At 40.6% G+C, this 20,500-nt stretch carries 19 protein-coding genes; 11 read left to right on the plus strand and 8 right to left on the minus strand.

Annotated features, from left to right (window positions below; genetic code table 11):
- Positions 1-41: 41 nt before the first annotated feature.
- Positions 42-650 (minus strand): ATP-dependent Clp endopeptidase proteolytic subunit ClpP, encoded by a 609-nt coding sequence (gene clpP / locus NSTC731_RS12085; RefSeq protein ID WP_445631010.1) that lies wholly within the window; start codon positions 648-650, stop codon positions 42-44.
- Positions 651-1,100: 450 nt separating this feature from the next.
- Here clpP and NSTC731_RS12090 point away from each other — a divergent pair, with 450 nt between their 5' ends.
- Both NSTC731_RS12090 and NSTC731_RS12095 read left to right on the plus strand, forming a co-directional pair.
- Positions 1,101-1,283 carry a hypothetical protein gene (locus NSTC731_RS12090; RefSeq protein WP_322692787.1) on the plus strand — a complete coding sequence of 61 codons (183 nt, stop codon included), beginning with the start codon at positions 1,101-1,103 and terminating at the stop codon, positions 1,281-1,283.
- A gap of 345 nt (positions 1,284-1,628) precedes the next feature.
- Entirely contained in the window at positions 1,629-3,710 is a 2,082-nt protein-coding gene (locus tag NSTC731_RS12095; RefSeq protein ID WP_445631011.1) for a thioredoxin domain-containing protein, read from the plus strand.
- A 230-nt stretch (positions 3,711-3,940) separates the two neighbouring features.
- Here the strand turns inward: NSTC731_RS12095 and NSTC731_RS12100 are convergent, their stop codons facing one another.
- A complete protein-coding gene (locus tag NSTC731_RS12100) occupies positions 3,941-4,210 on the minus strand; it encodes a hypothetical protein (RefSeq protein ID WP_445631012.1) in 270 nt (89 codons plus the stop codon).
- Positions 4,207-4,431, minus strand: coding sequence for a hypothetical protein (locus NSTC731_RS12105; protein ID WP_445631013.1), 225 nt, complete (start codon positions 4,429-4,431; stop codon positions 4,207-4,209). The genes NSTC731_RS12100 and NSTC731_RS12105 overlap by 4 nt, the downstream gene beginning before the upstream one ends.
- Before the next feature lie 93 nt (positions 4,432-4,524).
- Between NSTC731_RS12105 and NSTC731_RS12110 the strand changes: the two genes are divergently transcribed.
- Entirely contained in the window at positions 4,525-5,127 is a 603-nt protein-coding gene (locus NSTC731_RS12110; RefSeq protein ID WP_445631014.1) for a molybdenum cofactor guanylyltransferase, read from the plus strand.
- Positions 5,128-5,302: 175 nt separating this feature from the next.
- Positions 5,303-5,929, plus strand: a complete 627-nt coding sequence (locus tag NSTC731_RS12115) for a chloramphenicol phosphotransferase CPT family protein (protein WP_445631015.1) — start codon at positions 5,303-5,305, stop codon at positions 5,927-5,929.
- Between the two features lie 114 nt (positions 5,930-6,043).
- Here the strand turns inward: NSTC731_RS12115 and NSTC731_RS12120 are convergent, their stop codons facing one another.
- Positions 6,044-7,540 (minus strand): family 10 glycosylhydrolase, encoded by a 1,497-nt coding sequence (locus NSTC731_RS12120; protein WP_445631016.1) that lies wholly within the window; start codon positions 7,538-7,540, stop codon positions 6,044-6,046.
- A gap of 891 nt (positions 7,541-8,431) precedes the next feature.
- Between NSTC731_RS12120 and NSTC731_RS12125 the strand changes: the two genes are divergently transcribed.
- Together NSTC731_RS12125 and NSTC731_RS12130 are read left to right on the plus strand one after the other, a co-directional pair.
- Complete coding sequence (locus NSTC731_RS12125) at positions 8,432-10,147, plus strand: tyrosinase family protein (RefSeq protein WP_445631017.1); 1,716 nt, start codon at positions 8,432-8,434, stop codon at positions 10,145-10,147.
- Positions 10,148-10,365: 218 nt separating this feature from the next.
- Positions 10,366-10,980 carry a hypothetical protein gene (locus NSTC731_RS12130; protein ID WP_445631018.1) on the plus strand — a complete coding sequence of 205 codons (615 nt, stop codon included), beginning with the start codon at positions 10,366-10,368 and terminating at the stop codon, positions 10,978-10,980.
- A 176-nt stretch (positions 10,981-11,156) separates the two neighbouring features.
- Here NSTC731_RS12130 and psb27 read toward each other — a convergent pair whose 3' ends face one another.
- The 4 genes from psb27 to NSTC731_RS12150 form a co-directional block, all read right to left on the minus strand.
- Positions 11,157-11,561: a photosystem II protein Psb27 gene (gene psb27, locus NSTC731_RS12135; protein WP_335007745.1), complete on the minus strand. Its 405-nt coding sequence runs from the start codon at positions 11,559-11,561 to the stop codon at positions 11,157-11,159.
- Positions 11,562-11,850: 289 nt separating this feature from the next.
- Entirely contained in the window at positions 11,851-12,996 is a 1,146-nt protein-coding gene (cofH, locus tag NSTC731_RS12140; RefSeq protein ID WP_445631019.1) for a 7,8-didemethyl-8-hydroxy-5-deazariboflavin synthase subunit CofH, read from the minus strand.
- Positions 12,997-13,267: 271 nt separating this feature from the next.
- Positions 13,268-14,437 carry a hypothetical protein gene (locus NSTC731_RS12145; RefSeq protein WP_445631020.1) on the minus strand — a complete coding sequence of 390 codons (1,170 nt, stop codon included), beginning with the start codon at positions 14,435-14,437 and terminating at the stop codon, positions 13,268-13,270.
- Between the two features lie 303 nt (positions 14,438-14,740).
- Complete coding sequence (locus NSTC731_RS12150) at positions 14,741-14,932, minus strand: CbtB domain-containing protein (protein WP_322670735.1); 192 nt, start codon at positions 14,930-14,932, stop codon at positions 14,741-14,743.
- A gap of 694 nt (positions 14,933-15,626) precedes the next feature.
- Between NSTC731_RS12150 and NSTC731_RS12155 the strand changes: the two genes are divergently transcribed.
- The 5 genes from NSTC731_RS12155 to NSTC731_RS12175 all read left to right on the plus strand — a co-directional run bounded on the left by NSTC731_RS12155 (position 15,627) and on the right by NSTC731_RS12175 (position 20,412).
- Complete coding sequence (locus NSTC731_RS12155; RefSeq protein ID WP_445631021.1) at positions 15,627-16,652, plus strand: multicopper oxidase domain-containing protein; 1,026 nt, start codon at positions 15,627-15,629, stop codon at positions 16,650-16,652.
- 183 nt (positions 16,653-16,835) lie between these two features.
- On the plus strand, positions 16,836-17,873 hold the full coding sequence (locus tag NSTC731_RS12160) for a helix-hairpin-helix domain-containing protein (RefSeq protein ID WP_445631022.1): 1,038 nt from the start codon (positions 16,836-16,838) through the stop codon (positions 17,871-17,873).
- A gap of 273 nt (positions 17,874-18,146) precedes the next feature.
- Positions 18,147-18,581, plus strand: coding sequence for a ferritin-like domain-containing protein (locus NSTC731_RS12165; RefSeq protein ID WP_445631023.1), 435 nt, complete (start codon positions 18,147-18,149; stop codon positions 18,579-18,581).
- A gap of 127 nt (positions 18,582-18,708) precedes the next feature.
- Positions 18,709-19,677, plus strand: coding sequence for an FTR1 family iron permease (locus tag NSTC731_RS12170; protein WP_445631024.1), 969 nt, complete (start codon positions 18,709-18,711; stop codon positions 19,675-19,677).
- 297 nt (positions 19,678-19,974) lie between these two features.
- Positions 19,975-20,412, plus strand: coding sequence for a hypothetical protein (locus NSTC731_RS12175; protein ID WP_445631025.1), 438 nt, complete (start codon positions 19,975-19,977; stop codon positions 20,410-20,412).
- The last annotated feature ends 88 nt before the right edge of the window (positions 20,413-20,500 follow it).

The raw sequence follows: 20,500 nt of genomic DNA on the forward strand, positions 1-20,500 counted from the left end.
CTTTTGCTAATGACTAATGACTAATGACTAATGACTAATGACTAAACAACAGCAACTGCTGGGCGACTACCAGCAGAGTGACGGTCAATCACTTGGTCAATCAAACCGTAGTCCCTGGCTTCCTCTGGCGACATGAAAAAGTCACGTTCAGTATCTTCAGCAATCCGCTCAATTGGTTGACCTGTATGTTCGGCTAAATAGTCATTTAGCCGCCGCTTATGATAGAGAATTTCCCGCGCCTGAATTTCAATATCAGTCGCCTGTCCTTGAGCGCCGCCTAAAGGTTGATGAATCATAATCCGAGAATGAGGTAGACTCATCCGCTTACCCTTAGTACCTGCGCTGAGGAGAAAAGCGCCCATACTCGCCGCCAATCCGGTACAAATTGTACAGACATCAGGGCGAATATGTTTCATAGTGTCAAAAATGCCCATACCAGCCGTCACCGAACCACCGGGAGAATTGATGTACATATAAATGTCTTTCTCCGGGTCTTCAGCATCCAAATACAGCAGTTGGGCAACAATCAAGTTGGCAATATTGTTATCAACTTGTTGTCCCAAAAAGATGATGCGCTCACGTAACAGCCGTGAGTAGATGTCAAAGGCGCGTTCACCTCGACCCGATTGTTCAATAACGATAGGAATCATGGAAGCGTGTTTGTGGCTACTTTAAATACATTTTATCGGTGACAGCCCGAAACTGGGGCTGATCTCTACTATTCCCAGGTAGATATAAGTAAATCTTGGCTATTCTGTCTGATTCAACAAAGGAGCAAAATGTGCTTTTGCAATAGATTCAACCTCCAAGGGCACTTTTTAGCGACAAAAGCTGTCTAAGAAAATATCCCGGTTTAGGGAAGAATAAATCAAAAAACTTCAATTGTCGCCAATCTTATATCTCGGACTTTACTGTACAACCTTGGCGATGTATCGACTAAACCGATAACCGAAATCCGATTTGCTTAGGGAATTATGTTAATGAGCAGTAACATTTTAAACATTTTTTTAGGATTTCCTTCGGCATTTATCAAGTTATTTTTGTTAGATTCGGTAAATCGCGAGTACGAGGTGTATTTAGAATAACCAGTCGCAGTTGAAATGCTATCCATTCACAAGAGACGTGCCATGCTGGAAAAACTTATACAAGCCGCCATCATCACCTTCTTGCTCCATCTGATAGCAGGACTTAGCCCAAATACTTTAATACAAACAAAGACAGCATCACCTGTGCGAGAAACGCCACCAAATATTGTTAGCTTGCTATTGCGATCTTTTCAATAAAAATGTTTCATAAATTGCAGTGGTGTAAGTAAGAAGGCGTACATAAACCTAATTATTAGGGACTGACAAAAAATAAATTATCCTAAATTATTTGTAGATTTGTAGAGGCACAAGGCCTTGTGCCCCTACGTTCGCTGAAAGTCCCTTACATAATAATAATTAATTGCTTTGTAGTTAGCGCTGACTACAAAACTGCATTTTTTACACCAACTTACTTAGGCGAGATTAACAACAAAGGGATAATTTGTTCGTTGAGTTTCTTACTTAATGTATATAGCTGTCTTAAGCTAACATTCTTGAGAACGGGGTAGACTGAGCAAAGAAGGCAACTACTGGCATTTGATCATGACTAATCGCCTTGCTGAAGCTAAGAGCCTCTATCTCCGCAAACACGCCGAAAACCCGATTGATTGGTGGCCTTGGTGTGATGAAGCACTTGCAACTGCAAGAGCGCAAAATAAACCGATTTTTCTTTCCATTGGCTATTCTAGTTGCCACTGGTGTACTGTCATGGAAGGCGAGGCTTTTTCTGATATTGCGATCGCTGACTACATGAACAGCAATTATCTTCCGATTAAAGTAGACAGGGAAGAAAGACCAGACCTCGATAGCATCTATATGCAAGCTTTGCAGATGATGAGCGGTCAAGGAGGTTGGCCTTTAAATATTTTTCTTTCCCCAGAAGATTTAGTGCCGTTTTACGCTGGTACTTATTTCCCTGTAGACCCCCGCTATGGTCGTCCGGGATTTTTGCAAGTTTTGCAAGCGCTTCGTCGTTATTACGATACAGAAAAAGCGGACTTACAACAACGTAAAGCCTTAATTGTTGAGTCTCTGCTCACGTCTGCGGTGTTGCAAGACGGTACAACAGATGAGCTTGAAGACCATGAATTACTCCGCCAAGGTTGGGAAACTAGCACAGGTGTAATTACTCCTAGTCAATCTGGCAATAGTTTTCCGATGATTCCCTACACAGAATTAGCACTGCGGGGAACTCGATTTAATTTTGAATCTCGCTATGATGGCAAGCAAGTTTGCACCCAACGGGGACTAGACTTAGCGCTGGGGGGCATTTATGACCATGTAGGCGGTGGTTTTCATCGCTATACTGTTGACCCGACTTGGACAGTACCCCACTTTGAAAAGATGCTCTACGACAATGGACAGATTGTCGAGTATCTGGCTTATTTATGGAGTGCAGGAATACAAGAGCCAGCTTTTGAAAGGGCGATCGCTGGTACTGTACAATGGCTGAAGCGGGAAATGACTGCGCCTGAAGGTTACTTCTATGCTGCTCAAGATGCCGACAGCTTCACAGAATCCACGGCTGTAGAACCAGAAGAAGGAGCCTTTTATGTCTGGAGTTACAGCGAACTACAACAACTGTTAACGCCTGAAGAATTAACCCAATTACAACAGCAATTTACGGTGACGCCTAACGGCAACTTTGAAGGACGTAATGTTTTGCAAAGACGCCATTCAGGTCAACTGAGTGCAACGCTGGAAAAGGCACTGAGTAAGCTGTTTACCGCTCGTTACGGCGTTAGTCCTGAATCTCTAGAAACTTTTCCCCCGGCTCGAAACAACCAAGAAGCAAAAACCACTAACTGGCCAGGTCGCATTCCCTCTGTGACAGATACAAAGATGATTGTCGCCTGGAATAGCTTGATGATTTCTGGGCTAGCTAGGGCTGCTGGGGTTTTTCAACAACCTTTGTACCTGGAATTAGCAGCACGAGCGGCGAATTTTATTTTGGAAAATCAGTTTGTCGATGGGCGTTTCCAGAGACTCAACTATCAAGGAGAACCAACCGTTTTAGCCCAGTCTGAAGATTACGCTTTGTTTGTTAAAGCTCTCTTGGATTTACAAGCTTGCAACCCTGAGCATAAGCAATGGTTAGAAAAAGCGATCGCTATCCAAGATGAATTTAACGAATTTCTCTGGAGTGTAGAATTAGGTGGTTACTATAACACATCAAGCGATTCTAGTCAAGATTTAATTGTTAGAGAGCGCAGTTACGCAGATAATGCGACACCATCAGCTAATGGAATTGCGATCGCTAACCTTGTCCGTCTCGCCTTACTTACCGATAATCTAGATTATTTGGATTTAGCAGAACTTGGTTTGAAAGCTTTTAGAAGTGTAATGCATCGCGCTCCCCAAGCTTGTCCTAGCTTGTTTACAGCTTTGGATTGGTATCGTAACTCTACCTTGATTCGTAGCACCACTGAGCAAATAAACTCGCTGATCCCCAAGTTTCTACCAACGGCTGTGTTTGCCATAACATCTGATTTACCAGAGGGGAGCGTTGGGTTGGTTTGCCAAGGCTTGAAGTGTCTAGCACCAGCAGAAAGTGTAGAACATTTATTGCAGCAAGTGGAGAAAAGTCAGGTGAGGGCGGGAAATAGTTTTATTTTTCCCAACTAGAATGTTGCCAGCAGGTCATCCACTCCCGATCGTAACTTTCTGCGCGGTTGCTCATTTGACCCCGTATAATGATGATGCCTAAACAGACCAAGGATTAACCATTACAAGCCCTATCCCAGCAAAATCTTTTTCGTTACGGGTGACAAGTGATAAAGAGTTATGAATTGCGATTGCTGCAATCAGAGAATCCATGAGAGGTAGAGGTCGCCCATTCTGTTCTAGTTGCCCAACTAAATTCCCCACAACACCATTGTTGAGATATCTATACTTAAGATTCTTTGTTGAAAGCGATTGGGTAGAGTTTGATTCAGCCAAGTTGTTAGAGATTCTTTGCACTTAGATGCAGTAATTTTGCTGATGTCTTTAGCGATTTCGCCAATTGTAATGACGCTGAGGTAAAGTGTTTCTGGCACTTGGGCATCTAGCCAATCTAAAACTTGTTGATGTGGTTGTTTGGCAACAAGTTCGGAAATTACGCAGGTATTAAGGAGGTAGGTCATAGGGTGAAGGCATCGCGGTGAAGGGTGCGATCTCGACTCAGGTCAAGTTCTTCGGTAAGTTCAGCTAAAGGGGATTGACGGAAAAACTCTGAGAGTTTGCTTGGTTGATCTGGGTGGGTGTCGTTGTGTGTGGTCAGGCTTTGGACAAGTATTTGGATGATGTACAGTTTATCGTTGGGGGAAAGCTGAAGGAGTTGTTGTTCAAGTTCTTGGATAGGCATGATGGGGTTTAAGTAGAAGATAAATTTATTCTACTTTCAGCGTCAGGGGTTAATTTAGTTTGACTCGTTTTTTACCCGCTATTTTTTTGACGAATGACTATTAACTCATGTAGCAAATTAACAGCGATTGTGTTATCTGGAGGTAAGAGTTCTCGGATGGGTCAAGATAAAGCCTTGATTCCCATTCAAGGGATACCATTGTTGCAGCGAGTTTGTGGGATTGCTCAAAGCTGTGCTGATGTTGTTTATGTAGTAACTCCCTGGCCTGAACGCTATCAAGACTTGCTTTTGCCTGGTTGTCAATTTATCCGAGAAGTACCTTTATCTGGAGAATCTCTAGCCCACGGGCCTTTAGTTGGATTTGCTCAAGGACTAGCCGAAGTCGAGACAGAATGGGTACTGCTGCTAGCTTGCGATTTGCCGAGGTTGCGAGTTGAGGTGTTGCAAGATTGGGTAACTAGACTCGATCGCGTGAGGGATAATGCGATCGCAGCTTTAGCTTGTCATCCCAAAGGCTGGGAACCTCTGTGTGGTTTTTATCGCCGTCGCTGTTTGCCACAACTCCTAGAGTTTATCAACCAAGGGGGGCGATCGTTTCAGCAGTGGCTTCGGCAATATCCAGTAGAAGTTCTGCCCTTAGCAGAACCCGAAATGCTACTTAACTGTAATACACCAGAGGACTTAGCTTTAAATTGAGTTGGAGAGTGGGGACTTAATCGTGAACTGAACCTGCCGAAACTTTGGTAATCTACGCGCAGCGTCTTGATTCTGAATTAGGAATTCTGACTCCTGAATTCTTGCCTATTCAACGTTTTAGCCCTAACGTGGAACTGCTAACTATATGTATTAATTAAGGATGCGAGGAGGAATCATGGGGCAGACACAGGAGCTAGGACAAATTATCATCCTGAATGGTGTCCCGCGATCGGGAAAGTCGAGCATTGTCGCAGTGATTCAGGAGACATTTGATGGTCTGTGGATGAATTTGGGTGTTGATAGATTTATGCAAATGACTCCCGCACGATACCTGCCTGGGATTGGTTTGCGGCCAGGAGGAGAACGCCAGGACATCGAACCCTTTGTTCCCATTCTTTACAGCGCCATGTATGAGTCTATCGCTGCCCACAGCCGCTTGGGTCTGAATGTCGTGGTTGATGTCGGACACCATGACGCCTACGCAATAAAGCGGGGTATTCTGGCTGATAGTGCCCGACGTTTGAAGGGATTGCCGGTTTTGTTCGTAGGCGTTCACTGCCCCATTGAGATCGTTATGGAACGACGACAAAACACGGGGTGGAATGTGGGAAGTACAGCTGACTCCCCCATACCACATCCGGTTCAGTTATGGCAACGTGAAGTCCACATCCCTGGCATTTATGACCTGGAAGTGGATACCTCTTTGTTAAGCCCAGGTGCGTGTGCTGAGATAATACGCCAGTACCTCGCAGATAGTCCAACACCGTCGGCATTCCAACGACTCGCTACACACTATACTTAACCTGTAGTTATAACTGTGTTAACTATATTTGGTATGAATTTGTAAAGTGTGTGATTCTATCAGTTAAAAGTTAAAAGGGAAATTCAATCCCTTTTTACTAATTTTGCAAGAAGTCTACTTAACTCGACAGAATTTGCGATCGCTATCACTCTGAGGATATTGCCAAGAATAGGCAAAGTGGCTAACTCCCTTCAGTTGGGGGGCAAATTGGCGGAGTGCCTGCATTTGCACCTCTAGGGATGGACGATTACTAACAGATTTTCCCCACTGACCGGCTAAAGCTGGGATTATCTGCGTACCCGGTTTTGCCATACTCAAAACCCGTTGCACTTGCGACACGATACAACTGACATTACCGCAATTTCCATAAGCCATAGGATGCCACTCTAATGTATTGGGAAACCGATCCCAAGGTTGCAAACGAGAATCATACCCTTGTCCAACAGTTTGGTTGCCATCAGGAAAAAACACCACTCCTGTAGAAACACCTTGCTGCTTTGCTGGGTAACTAGCGATGGTGACAAAATCTAGAATTCCTTGCATAGCGTGGGCAACGGCAAGCTGCCACAAGTCCCATTGTAAAATTCTTTGTCTATCGATTGCAGGCAAGATTGACTTTTGCGCTAGTGGGATGCGTCCTTGCCAAAGAGGTTCACCTTCTTGAGGATAAAGTTTATCAACTTCAGCTACATCTCCCCCAGTGACAAATCCCTTGCTTAAAAAGCGACGAATCAAGTCCAGCGCTTTGTAATTCTGTGCCCGTTTAAATAAAGCTTCTTGGGTTGCGGGACTAAATAGCCATAGATCTGAAACTTTAGTGGCGATAGAATCACTTCCAGCTTGGCGAGGATAACGCACGTAATCCAATAGCAAGCCATCTGGACGACGGCGCAAAACTTCTTGTACCAATTGGTAGTAGTCGCGTTTTGCTTGCAGGTTGTAGGGGTCGATAAATAGTTGAGAGCCATTATCTACCACATATAAACTTGTTTGACCTTTGCCATTACGAGCGATCGCACTTTCTCTATCTGGACGCTGGGCGTAAGTATAGCCGAAATTTGTGGTAAACATCCAAGCATATACCTTTAAACCACGTTGCCGACCTTTTTTTATTGCCGTGGCGAGTATATCAATGTTTTCTGCCCCTGGAGTGCGAATCACAGCAGGCCAAACCGTCGGGTTAGCTCTTGCTGGTAATAGTACCTGCCCATCGTAAAATACTTCTATATAAACTTGGTTATAGCCGCCATTAACAATCCGATCCATAATTTGATCGATTATTCCTGGCTGAATATCACAAGGATACAAGCGTAACCAAATGGCTTGGGTTTGCGGCCAAGTTCGAGAGCGACATTGCTTTAATTTCTGCGCCTGTTCTTGTATTATGCTTTGGTAGCGCGTTTGAGCATCTTGTTTGCCTTTGAGCGCTGACAAACGTAAGTTTTCTTTTTGTTGCGCCGCAGTTGATGATAACTGACAATACTCAGTTACTTGCGCTCTTGCTGGTTCGCTTCTCAAGTTGGGGAGCAACAAACTACTAGTAAAAACAACAGCGAATAAGCGCCGCCAAAATAATATCGATCTTGCAAAGTTCAAGGGACGGTTAGACATATCTAGCAGTAGATGGACACAATAATCATCGACCCCAACTTAGATAATTGTGGGCAATGTGTATCAAAATTTATAGTTCAGTAACAAGGATTTTGAAACCTACTTTTTCAAGACTCCTAAACAGGTATTTGTGTTGCCATTGGCTCTAGAAGGGTAGGTTTCGCCGCTTGGGGAACTCCAAATTGTGCAATCAACGCTACTTCTTCCTTGTCTTTTGGAAGGCTTACGCAAAATAGCTCTCAAACTCTATATTCCCCTGACTCCACCAAAGTTCTGGGTGAGGGAAGCTGCCACTCAGAGTTCTCTGTGCCTTGGAGCAGTTATTTCTCAAAAATAGGATGCAGCCGAAAGTTAACCATTCAATCTCCACCCACTATCAATCAATACAGTTCAGAATGAGCAAGAAAACCCAGATGTAGAGACGCGATTTATTGCGTCTTGAAAGACCAATTATCTACACCAATAACCCTTAAACCAAGCATATTGTACTATCAATACTGCTTAGGGTAAAGCATTTTTAACTTGGAATTGGGTTTAGGTTAAAGCTTTTTATTTCCCCTTTCACTTTTTCTCAAAACCTACGCAGTATTGACCCGCTATGTTTAGAAGTCTTAAGTATTTTGTTAAATAAAATAAACTCTGAACACAATAAATACATAATTATTTTTTTCTGATTTAATTAAATATGACATGCTGTCATACTCAATATCGATATATATTCCCCATTTCAAAACTTACAACAAAGTGCAGCATTTTTTCGACTAAACCTATCTCTAGGATCGATCAATTAGTAGCTCTTTGTTGTGAGAGGAATATTAGCATTCTGCCTAAGGAACAGCAGGAATAAAATACTTATTTTTTCTAGCTGAATCAACTCGAAAATATTTAAAAATGCGGAATATCTTAGATTATATCCGTATATTGCTGTGCTACTCAATCGCTCATAAAATTATGAAGAAATTACCGATCGCTTTGATTTTAGTAATATTTACTACTGTCAGCATCCTGTTAGGGCCAAGTAAAGCGTATGCCCAATCTTTCCAGCCAAATGTCCAAGGTGTGCAGAGCCAGATAAAATATACTCGCAGTAGTGTTTTTTCTGAAAAAGGTAAAAAGGATTTAAACTCATTGGCAAATGCGTTGGCACAAATGCGAGCTTTGGCTTGTCAAGATTCTAAAAGTTGGTATTACCAAGGTGCAATCCATTGGACTCCAGGTTTGAGTAATTTTCCCCAGAGTAACTCACTCTGTAACAAATATACTGAAGCTGCATTCAACGATCCACAGCAGCAACAAGAGGTACAAAAACTGTTAGAGGCTTGGCAACATTGTACTCATGGAAGATCCGATCAAAATTTAAACTTACCCATCGCTCAAATTGCTGGCAAGAATTTTTTACCTTGGCATCGACTTTACCTAGTTTACTTTGAGAAAATTGTTCGTAAACTCTCTAAAGATCCTCAATTTGCAATTCCATACTGGGACTACACTAGGGCAGATAAAAGAACCATGCCACCGGAATTTATCACATCTAGCTCTCTATATACAAACTTGAGAAATAGTGTCCTCAATTTTGTTGGTGGAGCGGTTGAACAAATCGAACAACAACAGATTAAGAAGGATAAAAACAAAGCATACAAAACTAATATTTTTAATCAATCGCCTCTCAATTTTAGTAATCAAATTGAGAACTCACCTCATGGTGAAATGCATGGTTACATAGGTGGTGATGTTGGTAATGCAGCCAATCCTATCTGGAATAATCAGCCTGCTCCCGCTCAAATCGGGTTAATGGGAGATGTTGGTACTGCTGGATTTGATACTATCTTTTGGATACATCATTCTAGCATCGATCGTTACTGGGAGTCTTGGCAAAAAGCACCAATAAACCCAGAACAAAAAGAAGCTAGACAAGCGAAACCGGAGGATTTGCCACTACCATCGAATTTAGCCCCAATCTATACCTTTGCTGATGAAGATGGTAATCTAGTAAGTCATAACACTCCCCAATCAGTTATTGATGCAATTTATAGTGTGGACTATAAATACGATCGGCTAGATCCAGATGCAAAAGTAGCACTTGTTAAAAGCGTTGTCATAAAACCAACAGAATTGAGGGCTAGACTAGCCTCACCCGTTTCTGTTCTGGCTGATGGGCAACAACTTCATCAGAGCTTAAATAAATTAACAGATGTGACTGTGCCATTATCTACTCCTCTGCAAAAGATTCCTGTATTATTAGATGCTCGGACTGTAACCGAATCTGTGGGACAGGAATTATATTTGTTGGAAGTTAAATTGTCTTTCACAGAAAAACCAATCGGCAACTATAACGTCTATGTCAATTTGCCCCGTACCAAGTCGATCTCTAGCATAATCAGCGATATAGATCGCTACTATGTTGGTTCTGTTAACTTCTTTGATGTGCATGGCGAAGATGCAAACAGTAAAACCTTTGTTTTTGATGTCACTAAAGAAGTTAATGCACAGTTATCTGAATTGAAAGAGCCTCAGACAGAAAATATAGAGGTAAAGTTTGTCTCAGATAGTACTGCTCGTTCGCAGGAAATTTACATTGAAAATATTACGCTACGCAAATTAGCGTAACTAAAATCTGACTTATATAAGTAGTTTGAAAGACTTTGAGTGAATTTAAGGCGATCGCGTTTATCTCGCTTCAATTATATGAGGTATGCGATCGCTTTCACCTATTTGTCACTAAGCTACTGAATTTGCCAACAACACTATTCTGTTATCTTTGCAGTAAAATTTAATAAATAGCAAGTAAATATTGACAATAAGTTTACATTATGTATAGGTAAATTATGACCAAGCTGATTTTTGCTCTGGTTTTAATCATATTTACTATTGGGAATATACAGAACTTAAATAATACATACGCACAGGTATCTCAAAATAACATTCGCCAAATTAATTGGAAAAATCAGGTTTTAGTGAATACCCAATCATCTTTTAATCTTGCAACTCAAGAGCAGCAGCAAGCAAAGTTTATTTCCTCTCAACAGGTTAAAACAAAGTTGACAGATGATCCATTGACACCAACGCAAGTAACTTTTCCCTTATCTACCCCTCTGGAAATTGATACAGCTAGGTCTGAGGAAGTTTATCTGCTGGAAATTCAAGTTGCTTATCAGGGTGAGCCAAAAGGAAACTACAGCGTTTATCTTAATTTACCAAACCTCAAAGCGATCGCTGATATCGATACTTACTATATTGGTTCGGCTAATTTCTTTGATCTACCAAGTCCAAACCAAGGTATAAAAAAGTTTAATTTTTATATTACACCTGAGTTGATTAAGCAGGTGCAAAAGCGCGTAAAACCATCAAAAATTCAAAATTTAACATTGACTTTCATTCGCGACCAAGGTCATTCAAGCACAGAGCTTGTTATCGATCGGGTTGCACTATCAAAATTATGAGCTGCTTGACTCTGTGTGCAGCTCTGGCTACATAAACAAAATTGAAAATTTTCAACTTTGACTCAGATCAACTCAAGAAAGTGGTAAAACTAATTCGTAATTCATATTTATAATCAGTGTTGGCTCTGTAGCCATTTTAATTACGAATTAGAAATTACGAATTAGTAATTAAATAGTTAACCGCCACGCTTTAGCGCTGTCTCTACCTGCTGCAACTCTTTTTCTAGACGATTTTTGAGTTTTTCAGGTACAGGACGATTTGGGTAAGAACTGTAATGTCCAGCCAGAGAATTGAGGGCTGTTCGTATGGTTGTAAACGAGCCAAGACCAGAAACAGAGTTAACCCGCTGGTAGCGAGCTGAAAAGTCATTAATTTTTTGCCGCGCTTCTGCTTGAATTGCTGCCTTGTCTGGTGAATCTTGTGAAAGATCCAGAGCTTGTCTCATAATATTGACCACAGCTAAGGTGTCTTGACGATAATCCCCAGTCAAACTATCTGGACTGCCAGAACAACCCATTAAGCCGATAGCTACAACCAAAACCAGCGCAAGCAAACGCGACCAATAGCGCTTCATCTGCATAAGTAAAACAATACGTAAATCAACGTCCATCCTATCTTGGATTGGTAACTTGGGGATCAATTGAGTGGGGAATGGGGGGTGGAGGGGAAGCAGGGGGAGCAGGGGGAGCAAGGGAGGCAGGGGAGGCAGGGGAGCAGGGAGATGAGGGAGTGAGGGAGTGAGGGAGTAAGAGAGTGAGGGGGCAAGGAGATAAACAAAACTCCTAACTCCTAACTCAGCACTCAGCACGGGCTAAACGCCCCGCTATCGCTAACAGCACTCCTAACGCCCAATGCCCAATGCCCAATGCCTAACGACTAATAACTTTTTGATAAAGAGTATCTCGTTGTTGGTAAGGTCTTCCTAAAGAAGCGATCGCAGTTTGTAAGGTTTCCACTTCCATACACGTACCACCTAAAGCACCTGCCATTGTGGTAATGTGTTCCTCCATCAATGTGCCGCCGATATCGTTGCAACCCCAAGCTAAGGCTTCTGTCGCACCTGCAAGCCCCAGTTTTACCCAACTCTGCTGATGGTTGGGAATCCAATTACCTAAGTAAATCCGCGCTACAGCTCCTAATAGCAGAGCATCACTTAAAACTGGTTGATCGCGTCCGACACGGCGACGTAAGGATTTAGGCGCTTCTTGACCTACGAAGGGTAATAAAATAAACTCTGTAATCCTGGCTGGATATCCCCGATTGATGGCGGTTTTTTGGAGCGATCGCAATTTTTCTAAATGCCCGATTTGCTGTTCGTGGGTTTCAATATGCCCAGATAACATGGTGCTGGTGGTATGCAAGCCTAATTTGTGAGCGGTGCTGACAATTTCTAGCCAAGTGGCTGTGTCAATCTTCTCTGGACACAATATCCGCCTGACTTCATCATCTAATACTTCCGCTGCTGTTCCCGGCATTGAGCCAACACCAGCATCATGCAAAGCAGTAATCACCTCAGCATATTCCAGTCCGTCAAGTCTGGCAATAAATTGCACTTCCTGGGGAGAAAAAGCGTGTAAATGTATCTGGGGAAATTCCTGTTTAATGGTTTCTACGACTTTCAGGTAGTAGGGTAAAGATTTACCATTTATCAGTGCTTGTGGATTTAATCCCCCCTGCATACAGATTTCTGTCGCACCTCGTTGTACTGCATCTGTGGCTTTTTCCAAAATTTGCGCCGAATCTAACCAGTATGCATCGGTATCACCATCATCTCGACGGAATGCACAAAAACTACAGTGCTGCTCACAAATATTAGTAAAGTTAATATTACGGTTAATTATGTAGGTGACAGTATCGCCTGCTTGAGTGTGGCGAAGTGTATCGGATGTAGTACGTATTGCTGCGATCGCCTCTGGCTCTGTTTGTTGTAACAATACTACTCCCTCTTCGGGGGATAAGTCGTATCCCATCAAAGCACGTTCCAGAATTGTTTCAAACGCAATTTTTGTCAGCATTACTTTCTTAATTTCTCGGTAAATCTTAATTTTATGAGCTTGGAAATAATAAAATTCTACTTAATAAATATACTAATTTATTGAAAATCCCAAATTTGAACATAAGTTTTACCTTGAAAGCTGTTAAAAGAGCTTATCTTATCCCATAACACTACCTTTTTATAGTTTATAAAACCCATTAATAAAAAAATAATTGTGGTTCAACCACAACTATTTTAATTGATTAATCTATATCTTTGTATTAGCAGGAATCTTTAGTAAAATGATATTACTAATTTGTTCTTACTTGTGGTTTTCGTCGATGTTGTATTAACAATCCAATCGCCATACCAATACCGACAAAGGCTGTAAAGTAGAATAAACCAATCAATCGGATGTAAATTGGTGGTGCGATCGCTTCAACTTCAACTTCCTGCGCTACCTTCACTGGTGTAAATTGACGGCTAGATCCTGGTAAAGGAGTTGCTTCTACCTCGATTTTGTGGGGTGAACCATCAAAAAATTGTTCAAGCCATGTTAACTTACCTTGTTCGTCAGGAATACCTTTGTAATCAAAGACTGTTAAATTGTGTTCTGTGGCGATCGCTTTTATCTGCAAAGCTACATCTGTTATCGGTTGTCCGGTTGTAGCATCTTTTAGTTGTAACGCTAAATTCGCAAGTTTTCCGACAGTTGCGTTTTTATCTCCCTCTAGATTGATTTCTAATCCCTGAGATTTTTGAGATGATGGTGCGATCGTTTCAGTACTATTTGAGTGATGTTCGCTGCCATGAGCTTCTGCAACTTCTGCACTAATGTTGATAACTAATAAGGTTATTATAGCCACTACAGTCAATGCACTTAATAAAAGGCGGACTGACTGTGGTGCAATTTCTCCTTGTTGTAGTTCTCCTTGTCCGCCAATAACCCAACCACCCAACAATCCAAGTGATAGTAAAATAGCTGCGATTACAATAAAATATTTATATTTGATTGGATTTTCACGGACATTCAGATTTAAAGTTTGTTCATAAGCAGCAAAACTATTTGCTATCAAAGGTGAAACTTTAACTAACAGTTGGTAATTTCCACGGATGGGTAACATCTGCTGAATTTCTAGTTTTCCATCAGGTGCAGTGGCATCCATTTCCAACAATTTTGTTCCCTCGACAATGGGAAAATCTGTTGTTAACCAAGGATTACGCGGTGGTGTCAGAATTTGTAAATTAATTTTGGCATTTGTTAAAGATTTACCCGCAGCATCAACAGCTTGTAAAGTCAAAGTCACAGGAGATTGCGGTTTTTCTGCTTCTGCTTCAAAGGGAAGAATACGTTCTAAAGGTGGGTTGGTAGAAAGTAGGACTCTGGACGTAGGAATTTGGGAACTTCCCACAAAGGAATAAAGAACTGACAAAACAATGCAAACAGCGCTGATAACTCCAAAAAGCCGATATTTTTTCATAAAAACTTACGGTAAATGTGAAGCTTATGTATTTTCTGAAGTTAAACTTTCATAGCAATGGATGAAAGCTACTCCAGATTATTACTAAGTAAAAAATCCCAGTCAAAGAATTAGTCAGAAATCAGACATCATCTTAAATCAAGTTAAGGTGATGTAGAGATGATAAACCAAGCATCTCTACAAAACCTAAAAGTTATTTCCCAGCAAAAAACTGGCGCGAAATTTGCACTATTTTAGCGTCGTAACTTTGTTATGTGATGTAGCAAAGCTTCATGCACCTCAAAATCTTGGGATTATGATAATTTAGTGACATGCAACGCCTAATGTGTGGTGACGTGCTGAGTGTGCTGTATTATGAACCGCAGGATAGGTAGAGAACAAAACAGTCCAGATAACTAAAGAAGATAGCAGCATATAAAGTGTTACCTGCACAGGTTTAGATAAGGTAATACCTGCGGTCTTCTGCAACAGTGAAATATGAGAAAAACTAGTCATTTTTGACCTCCTAATAATAAATTTGGGTAATTCATCAATCAAAAGGCATAACGCCGCTTGATTGCAAAAAGATATACCATCAACTTTGTATTTGACAAGTGTGTATCAAATGTCTTATGTAATTCAACTTTAGTGAATACTATACTATCCTTTGACATCCTGCGATCGCGATGCAGAAATCTACACATAAAGTCCATACAAATAACAAAAGAATGACACATGATTTTGAGTGATGGCATTTTCAGCGCTGCTAACACGAAGGTAACAGATAAAAATTAAAAATTCTCATATTACCAAGCATTCAAAATTCCTTGAATAAAGGTAACTTATGTTATCTCTAAACCAATTCAATAGACTACAGATTAGCAATAGTTTCTTGCTTGTGTCCATATTCAAGGTGCTATTATACTCATTGTTTATACTGGAAGTATTGCTGAAGCAATCAGCATATCAGGAATATGTATGAACCAGTTAGTTTTATCTAAATATTATTTATACATAAATAATCGTATAAATACAGTGAAAATCACGTAAATATTGCGAAAGTTTTTAGAGTTCATCTAGATTTAACAACTTAACTGGCAATTTAGAAGGACTTAAAAATTATTGACAATAATTATTAATTCCTCTAATATCTAAAAGCAATTGCAAATCTTTTGCAATTCTTTTTTATTGCTAACTGTAACTAAATGTCATGCCCAACAACTTCGCTCTAAGTAACGGAAAACCTTGGAGCCGCCGTCAATTATTGCAGCTGGGACTAGCAGGTGCTGGAATAACTGGTGCAGCTGGACTTTGGCAGATGCTAAATATACCAAGTAAGTCAATCGTGAAAGTGCCACCATTCGATAGGTCAGCACCAGACGATGTTACTAACCCAATGAAGGTGTTGAGAGATTTTGATTATGGGACAGTGAAGCAAGAAAATGGGCGGACTATCCGAGAATTTCAGTTAACTGCTGGTTCTTCCATCATAAAGCTCAATAGTGCTGTCTCTTACAACATCTGGGATTTAAACGGTCGCATACCAGGGCCAACGCTACGGGCAAAACAGGGCGATCGCATTCGGGTACTATTTCTCAACAACGCTGGACATTCTCATTCTTTACATTTTCATGGCGTTCATCCAGCAGAAATGGATGGTGTTCGCCCAATCAGCAATGGTAGCGCCACAATCTACGAATTTGATGCTGAACCTTATGGCGTTCATTTATACCACTGCCATATTGAACCAGTCACCCGTCACATCGCCAAGGGACTGTACGGAATGTTTATCATCGATCCACCGACTCCCCGTCCCCCAGCTGATGAAATCGTACTAGTGATGGGTGGATATGACGTGAATGATGATAGCCATAACGATTATTACGCCTTCAACGGTCTGCCCCACTATTACATGCATAATCCTATTGGCATTTACAAAGATCAGTTGATTCGGTTGTATGTCCTCAACATCATTGAATACGATCCAGCAGTAACGTTTCATCTCCATGCCAACTTCTTTGATGTCTATCGCTACGGCATGACTATGACTCCTAGCGAAAAAGCAGATGTGATTACGATGGGTGTCGCAGAAAGGCACATTTTAGAATTTGCTTTTCGTTATCCAGGTAAGTATATGTTCCATCCCCATCAAGATGCGATCGCAGAAAACGGTTGCATGGGTCAATTTGAAGTACTTGCTGATAGTAACTCTCAAAATAATGTTAAACATTCTTGACAATATTCTTAGTAATTTGTAATCAATTCATTAAAATGTTAGCAAACTAGTTGATAAAAAATCTCATTATATGCAACAGTAAAATCTATGACAATCTGTCAAACAAACTACTTTCTAGTAATAGTTTGAGTAATAGTTTGAAATGTTTCAATTAATACCTTTTAATTCGTGTGAGGAGCAAAGATGATAAAACTTCGTTATATCTGTTTAGCAGCAGCAACAGCGGTAATAGTTACCTTGAGTTCTTGTAGTAATACGCCAACCGCAGAAAATCCATCAGCACCAGTTGCTAGCACTCCAGCTACAGAGGCAGTAAGTAATAACAGTCATAGCGGTCACAGTAACAAAGAAAAAATTAATATTAACAGCGCTATATTGTCAGAATTGGATAAATTTGAAGCTAAACTAGGTGTTCCGGCTTTATCCAACAAAATCCAGGCAGCTCGTCCCTACGGTAGCCCAGAAGATTTAGTTACTAAAAAAGTAATTACTCAAGAACAGTTTGACCAAATTAAAGACCAAGTTGGCGTTCAAGAAGTGGTACTTACAGGTGAAGCAAAAGATGTTGATTATATGTCTAAATTAGGCTTAATGAAAGGGCATCTTTTGGTAGCCAAAGAACTGCTAGATCAGAATCAGCCGAAACAGGCAGAACCTCATATTGGGCATCCAGTAGAAGAGATTTACGTTGACGTGGAAGATCAACTTAATGAACGCAAAGTCAAAGAATTTAAGACAACTTTGGTGAGTTTGCAAGATTTAGTGAAATCTAGTCCGAAGGATAGCAAAGTCAAAACTAATTTTACCTCTTCAATGCAAGCAGTTGATGGAGCGATCGCAGCTTTGCCAGAAGCTCAACGCTCAAAACCAGGATTTACACTACAGGTAATTAACGAACTACTAGATTCAGCCAACTCCGAATATGGCGCAGCGATCGCAAATGGTAAAGTAACCGCGCCAATTGAGTATCAAGACTCCCGTGGTTTTGTCTTTTACGCCAATGAATTATACAAAGGAATCTCTAGTCAAGTAGCTCAAGCAGATCCCGAAGCACACAAAGCGATCGATACTAGTTTTGCTGAACTAATAAAAGTTTGGCCCGCCGCCATCCCACCAGCAAAAGCAGTAAAAATTCCTAATGATGTTACCAAGCTAGTGAAAACCATTGAGGAAAACTCTCAAAAAGTAGTTGACAAATCCAATACCCAAGCACAACGATAACACTTTAATTTAATGGAAACTATAGGTTAAGGAGTTTAAAATAGTTAGGAGTTAAGAGTTAAGAGTTATGAGTTATGAGTTATGAGTTATGAATCCCAAACTACTAACTCCTAACTTCTAACTCCTAACTAATTACAACGAGTTTAAAATAGTTAGGAGTTAAGAGTTATGAATTATGAGTTATGAATCCCAAATCCCAAACTCCTAACTCCTAACTCCTCACTTCTAACTCTTAACTAATTACACTCCCTTCGTTACTTTAACTAACAACTGATGCAAGAACTTGACCAGAAAAAGACTATTGACCTGCTGAACGCCATCATGGAATTTGAACTAGCAGGAGTAGTGCGCTACACACATTATTCTTTGATGGTAACTGGCCCTAACCGGATTCCAATTGTAGCTTTTTTCAAAGCACAGGCTAGTGAATCTTTACTTCATGCCGAACAAGTGGGAGAAATTCTTACCGGTTTAGATGGGCATCCCTCCCTGAAAATTGCCCCAATGGAAGAAACCTACCAGCATAAAGTCAAGGATATCTTGGAAGAAAGTTTATCCCATGAAAAAAAGGCATTGGATCTGTATAAAAAATTGCTTGATACTGTCACCAATGCCAGCATTTACCTTGAAGAATTCGCTCGCGGTATGATTGGACAAGAAGAGATGCATAATCTCGAACTGAAAAAGATGCTACGCGATTTTGGTTAATAGTCATTAGTCATTAGTCCTTAGTCATTAGTCATTGGTCATTAGTCAAAAAGAAATTCAAAGGACAAAGGACAGATGACAAAGAACAAAGGACTAATGACAAAGGACAAAAGACAAAGGACAAAAGATGAATTTTAGTACTGCTCTACCTACTTTTGTAATCACACTTCGAGAAGGAGTGGAAGCTGCCCTTGTTGTTGGTATTGTGCTAGCTTTGCTAAAAAAAGCTAAACAATCCCGACTCAATTCATGGGTATATGCTGGTGTCGGCGTTGGCATTGTCGTCAGTGCCTTAATAGGCGTGTTATTCAGTTGGATAATTCAAGTACTGGGAGCTGCGAATCCTCAATACACCACCGTTGTTGAACCAGCGCTAGAAGGTGTATTTAGTGTATTAGCGATCGCAATGCTTAGTTGGATGTTAATCTGGATGACTAAACAAGCCAGATTCATGAAAGCTACAGTTGAGGGAGCAGTAACAGAAGCACTGACACAAAACTCAAATGCTGGCTGGGGTGTTTTTACTTTAATTTTAATTGCCGTTGTCCGCGAAGGCTTTGAAACTGTTCTCTTCGTTGCAGCAAATTTTCAACAGGGATTAATGCCAGCGTTGGGTGCTATCGCTGGTTTGGTAGCCGCATCTGCCATTGGGGTGCTGCTATTTAAATGGGGTGTCAAAATTAACATCCGCCAGTTTTTCCAGGTAATGGGCGTTTTATTAGTGTTAATTGTCGCTGGGTTAGTAGTTTCAGCCTTGAAACATTTTGACGAAGCAGTAGCTAACCTTGCCCTTAGCAGTCGTGCCACAGAAAGCCTTTGTTTCTATTACGAACGTTTTACAAAAGTCCACTCCTGTATTTTGGGGCCAATGGTTTCCAATACTTCCACAATCTTGCCTGACGAACAGTTTCCTGGGATTATTCTCAAATCTTTATTTGGCTATAGAGACAACCTCTATCTTGTGCAAGCAGTAGGATATGTGACATTTTTACTCACCATTGGAGGACTGTATTTCCGCAGCCTTGGGGGTACTTCTTCTGAAGGTAAAAAGAATATCCCTTTTGGTCAAAAACCAATTAGTTCTGCAAAAGATTAAAAGCACAGTCGGTTACCTCGTTTTCAGTCTCCCTTATTCCCAGTTTATGACTGGGAATTGCCTTTGGATAGCTACGCTAATGTCGATTCAAAAGTAGCTGCCTTAGTTAAAGTCACAGTTAATATTTTTGCCATTGTAATTGAATACAAATGTGTTCAAGTAATACCAATTTGAAAAAATAATCCGACAAATCAACCACTTGTAGAGACGCGATTCATCGCGTCTTTAACCATTCATCGCGTCTTTAACCAAGGATGTGTTGCAATCATTAATTGAATTGGTATACTCAAAAAGTAAATGAGCAAAATTTTTATATTAAATTCCTTACTATTGCTTTCTCAAATACTCAATCCAGAAGCCAAATTTTTAGATTTAAAAAATAAACTAGAAAAGAAAGGGTTTCAGGTAATCATTGCACTACCACCAAAACGAGGAGCTTATGGGTTATTAAGAGAAGCTGACAAAAAAATTTGGATTAATCCCGTAGTGTTTGAATTACATATTGGAACTCAAACACTAATCCATGAAACTGTTCATGCAGCGCAGGTATGTGCCGGAAAAGGAAAAATAAAAACTTTAGGTTTAGACATTCAACCAAGCAATTATGCTCGACCATTTTTTAGGCGCTATACCGATGTCAAACGACAAGATTTAGAAAGAGAAGCCTATGCAGTACAAACTCAACCTAATAGTTTTGAATTAGCTATATCTCTTCTTCAACAACACTGTAAATAGCTAGTTTAGTAAATGCAAAAGCTAAAGCGCCTTTATTTAACTGCTTTCTAATACAAAGTGTTATTGAGTACTAATATTGAGTGCAAAT

It is taken from the genome of Nostoc sp. DSM 114167 (genome assembly GCF_052692655.1).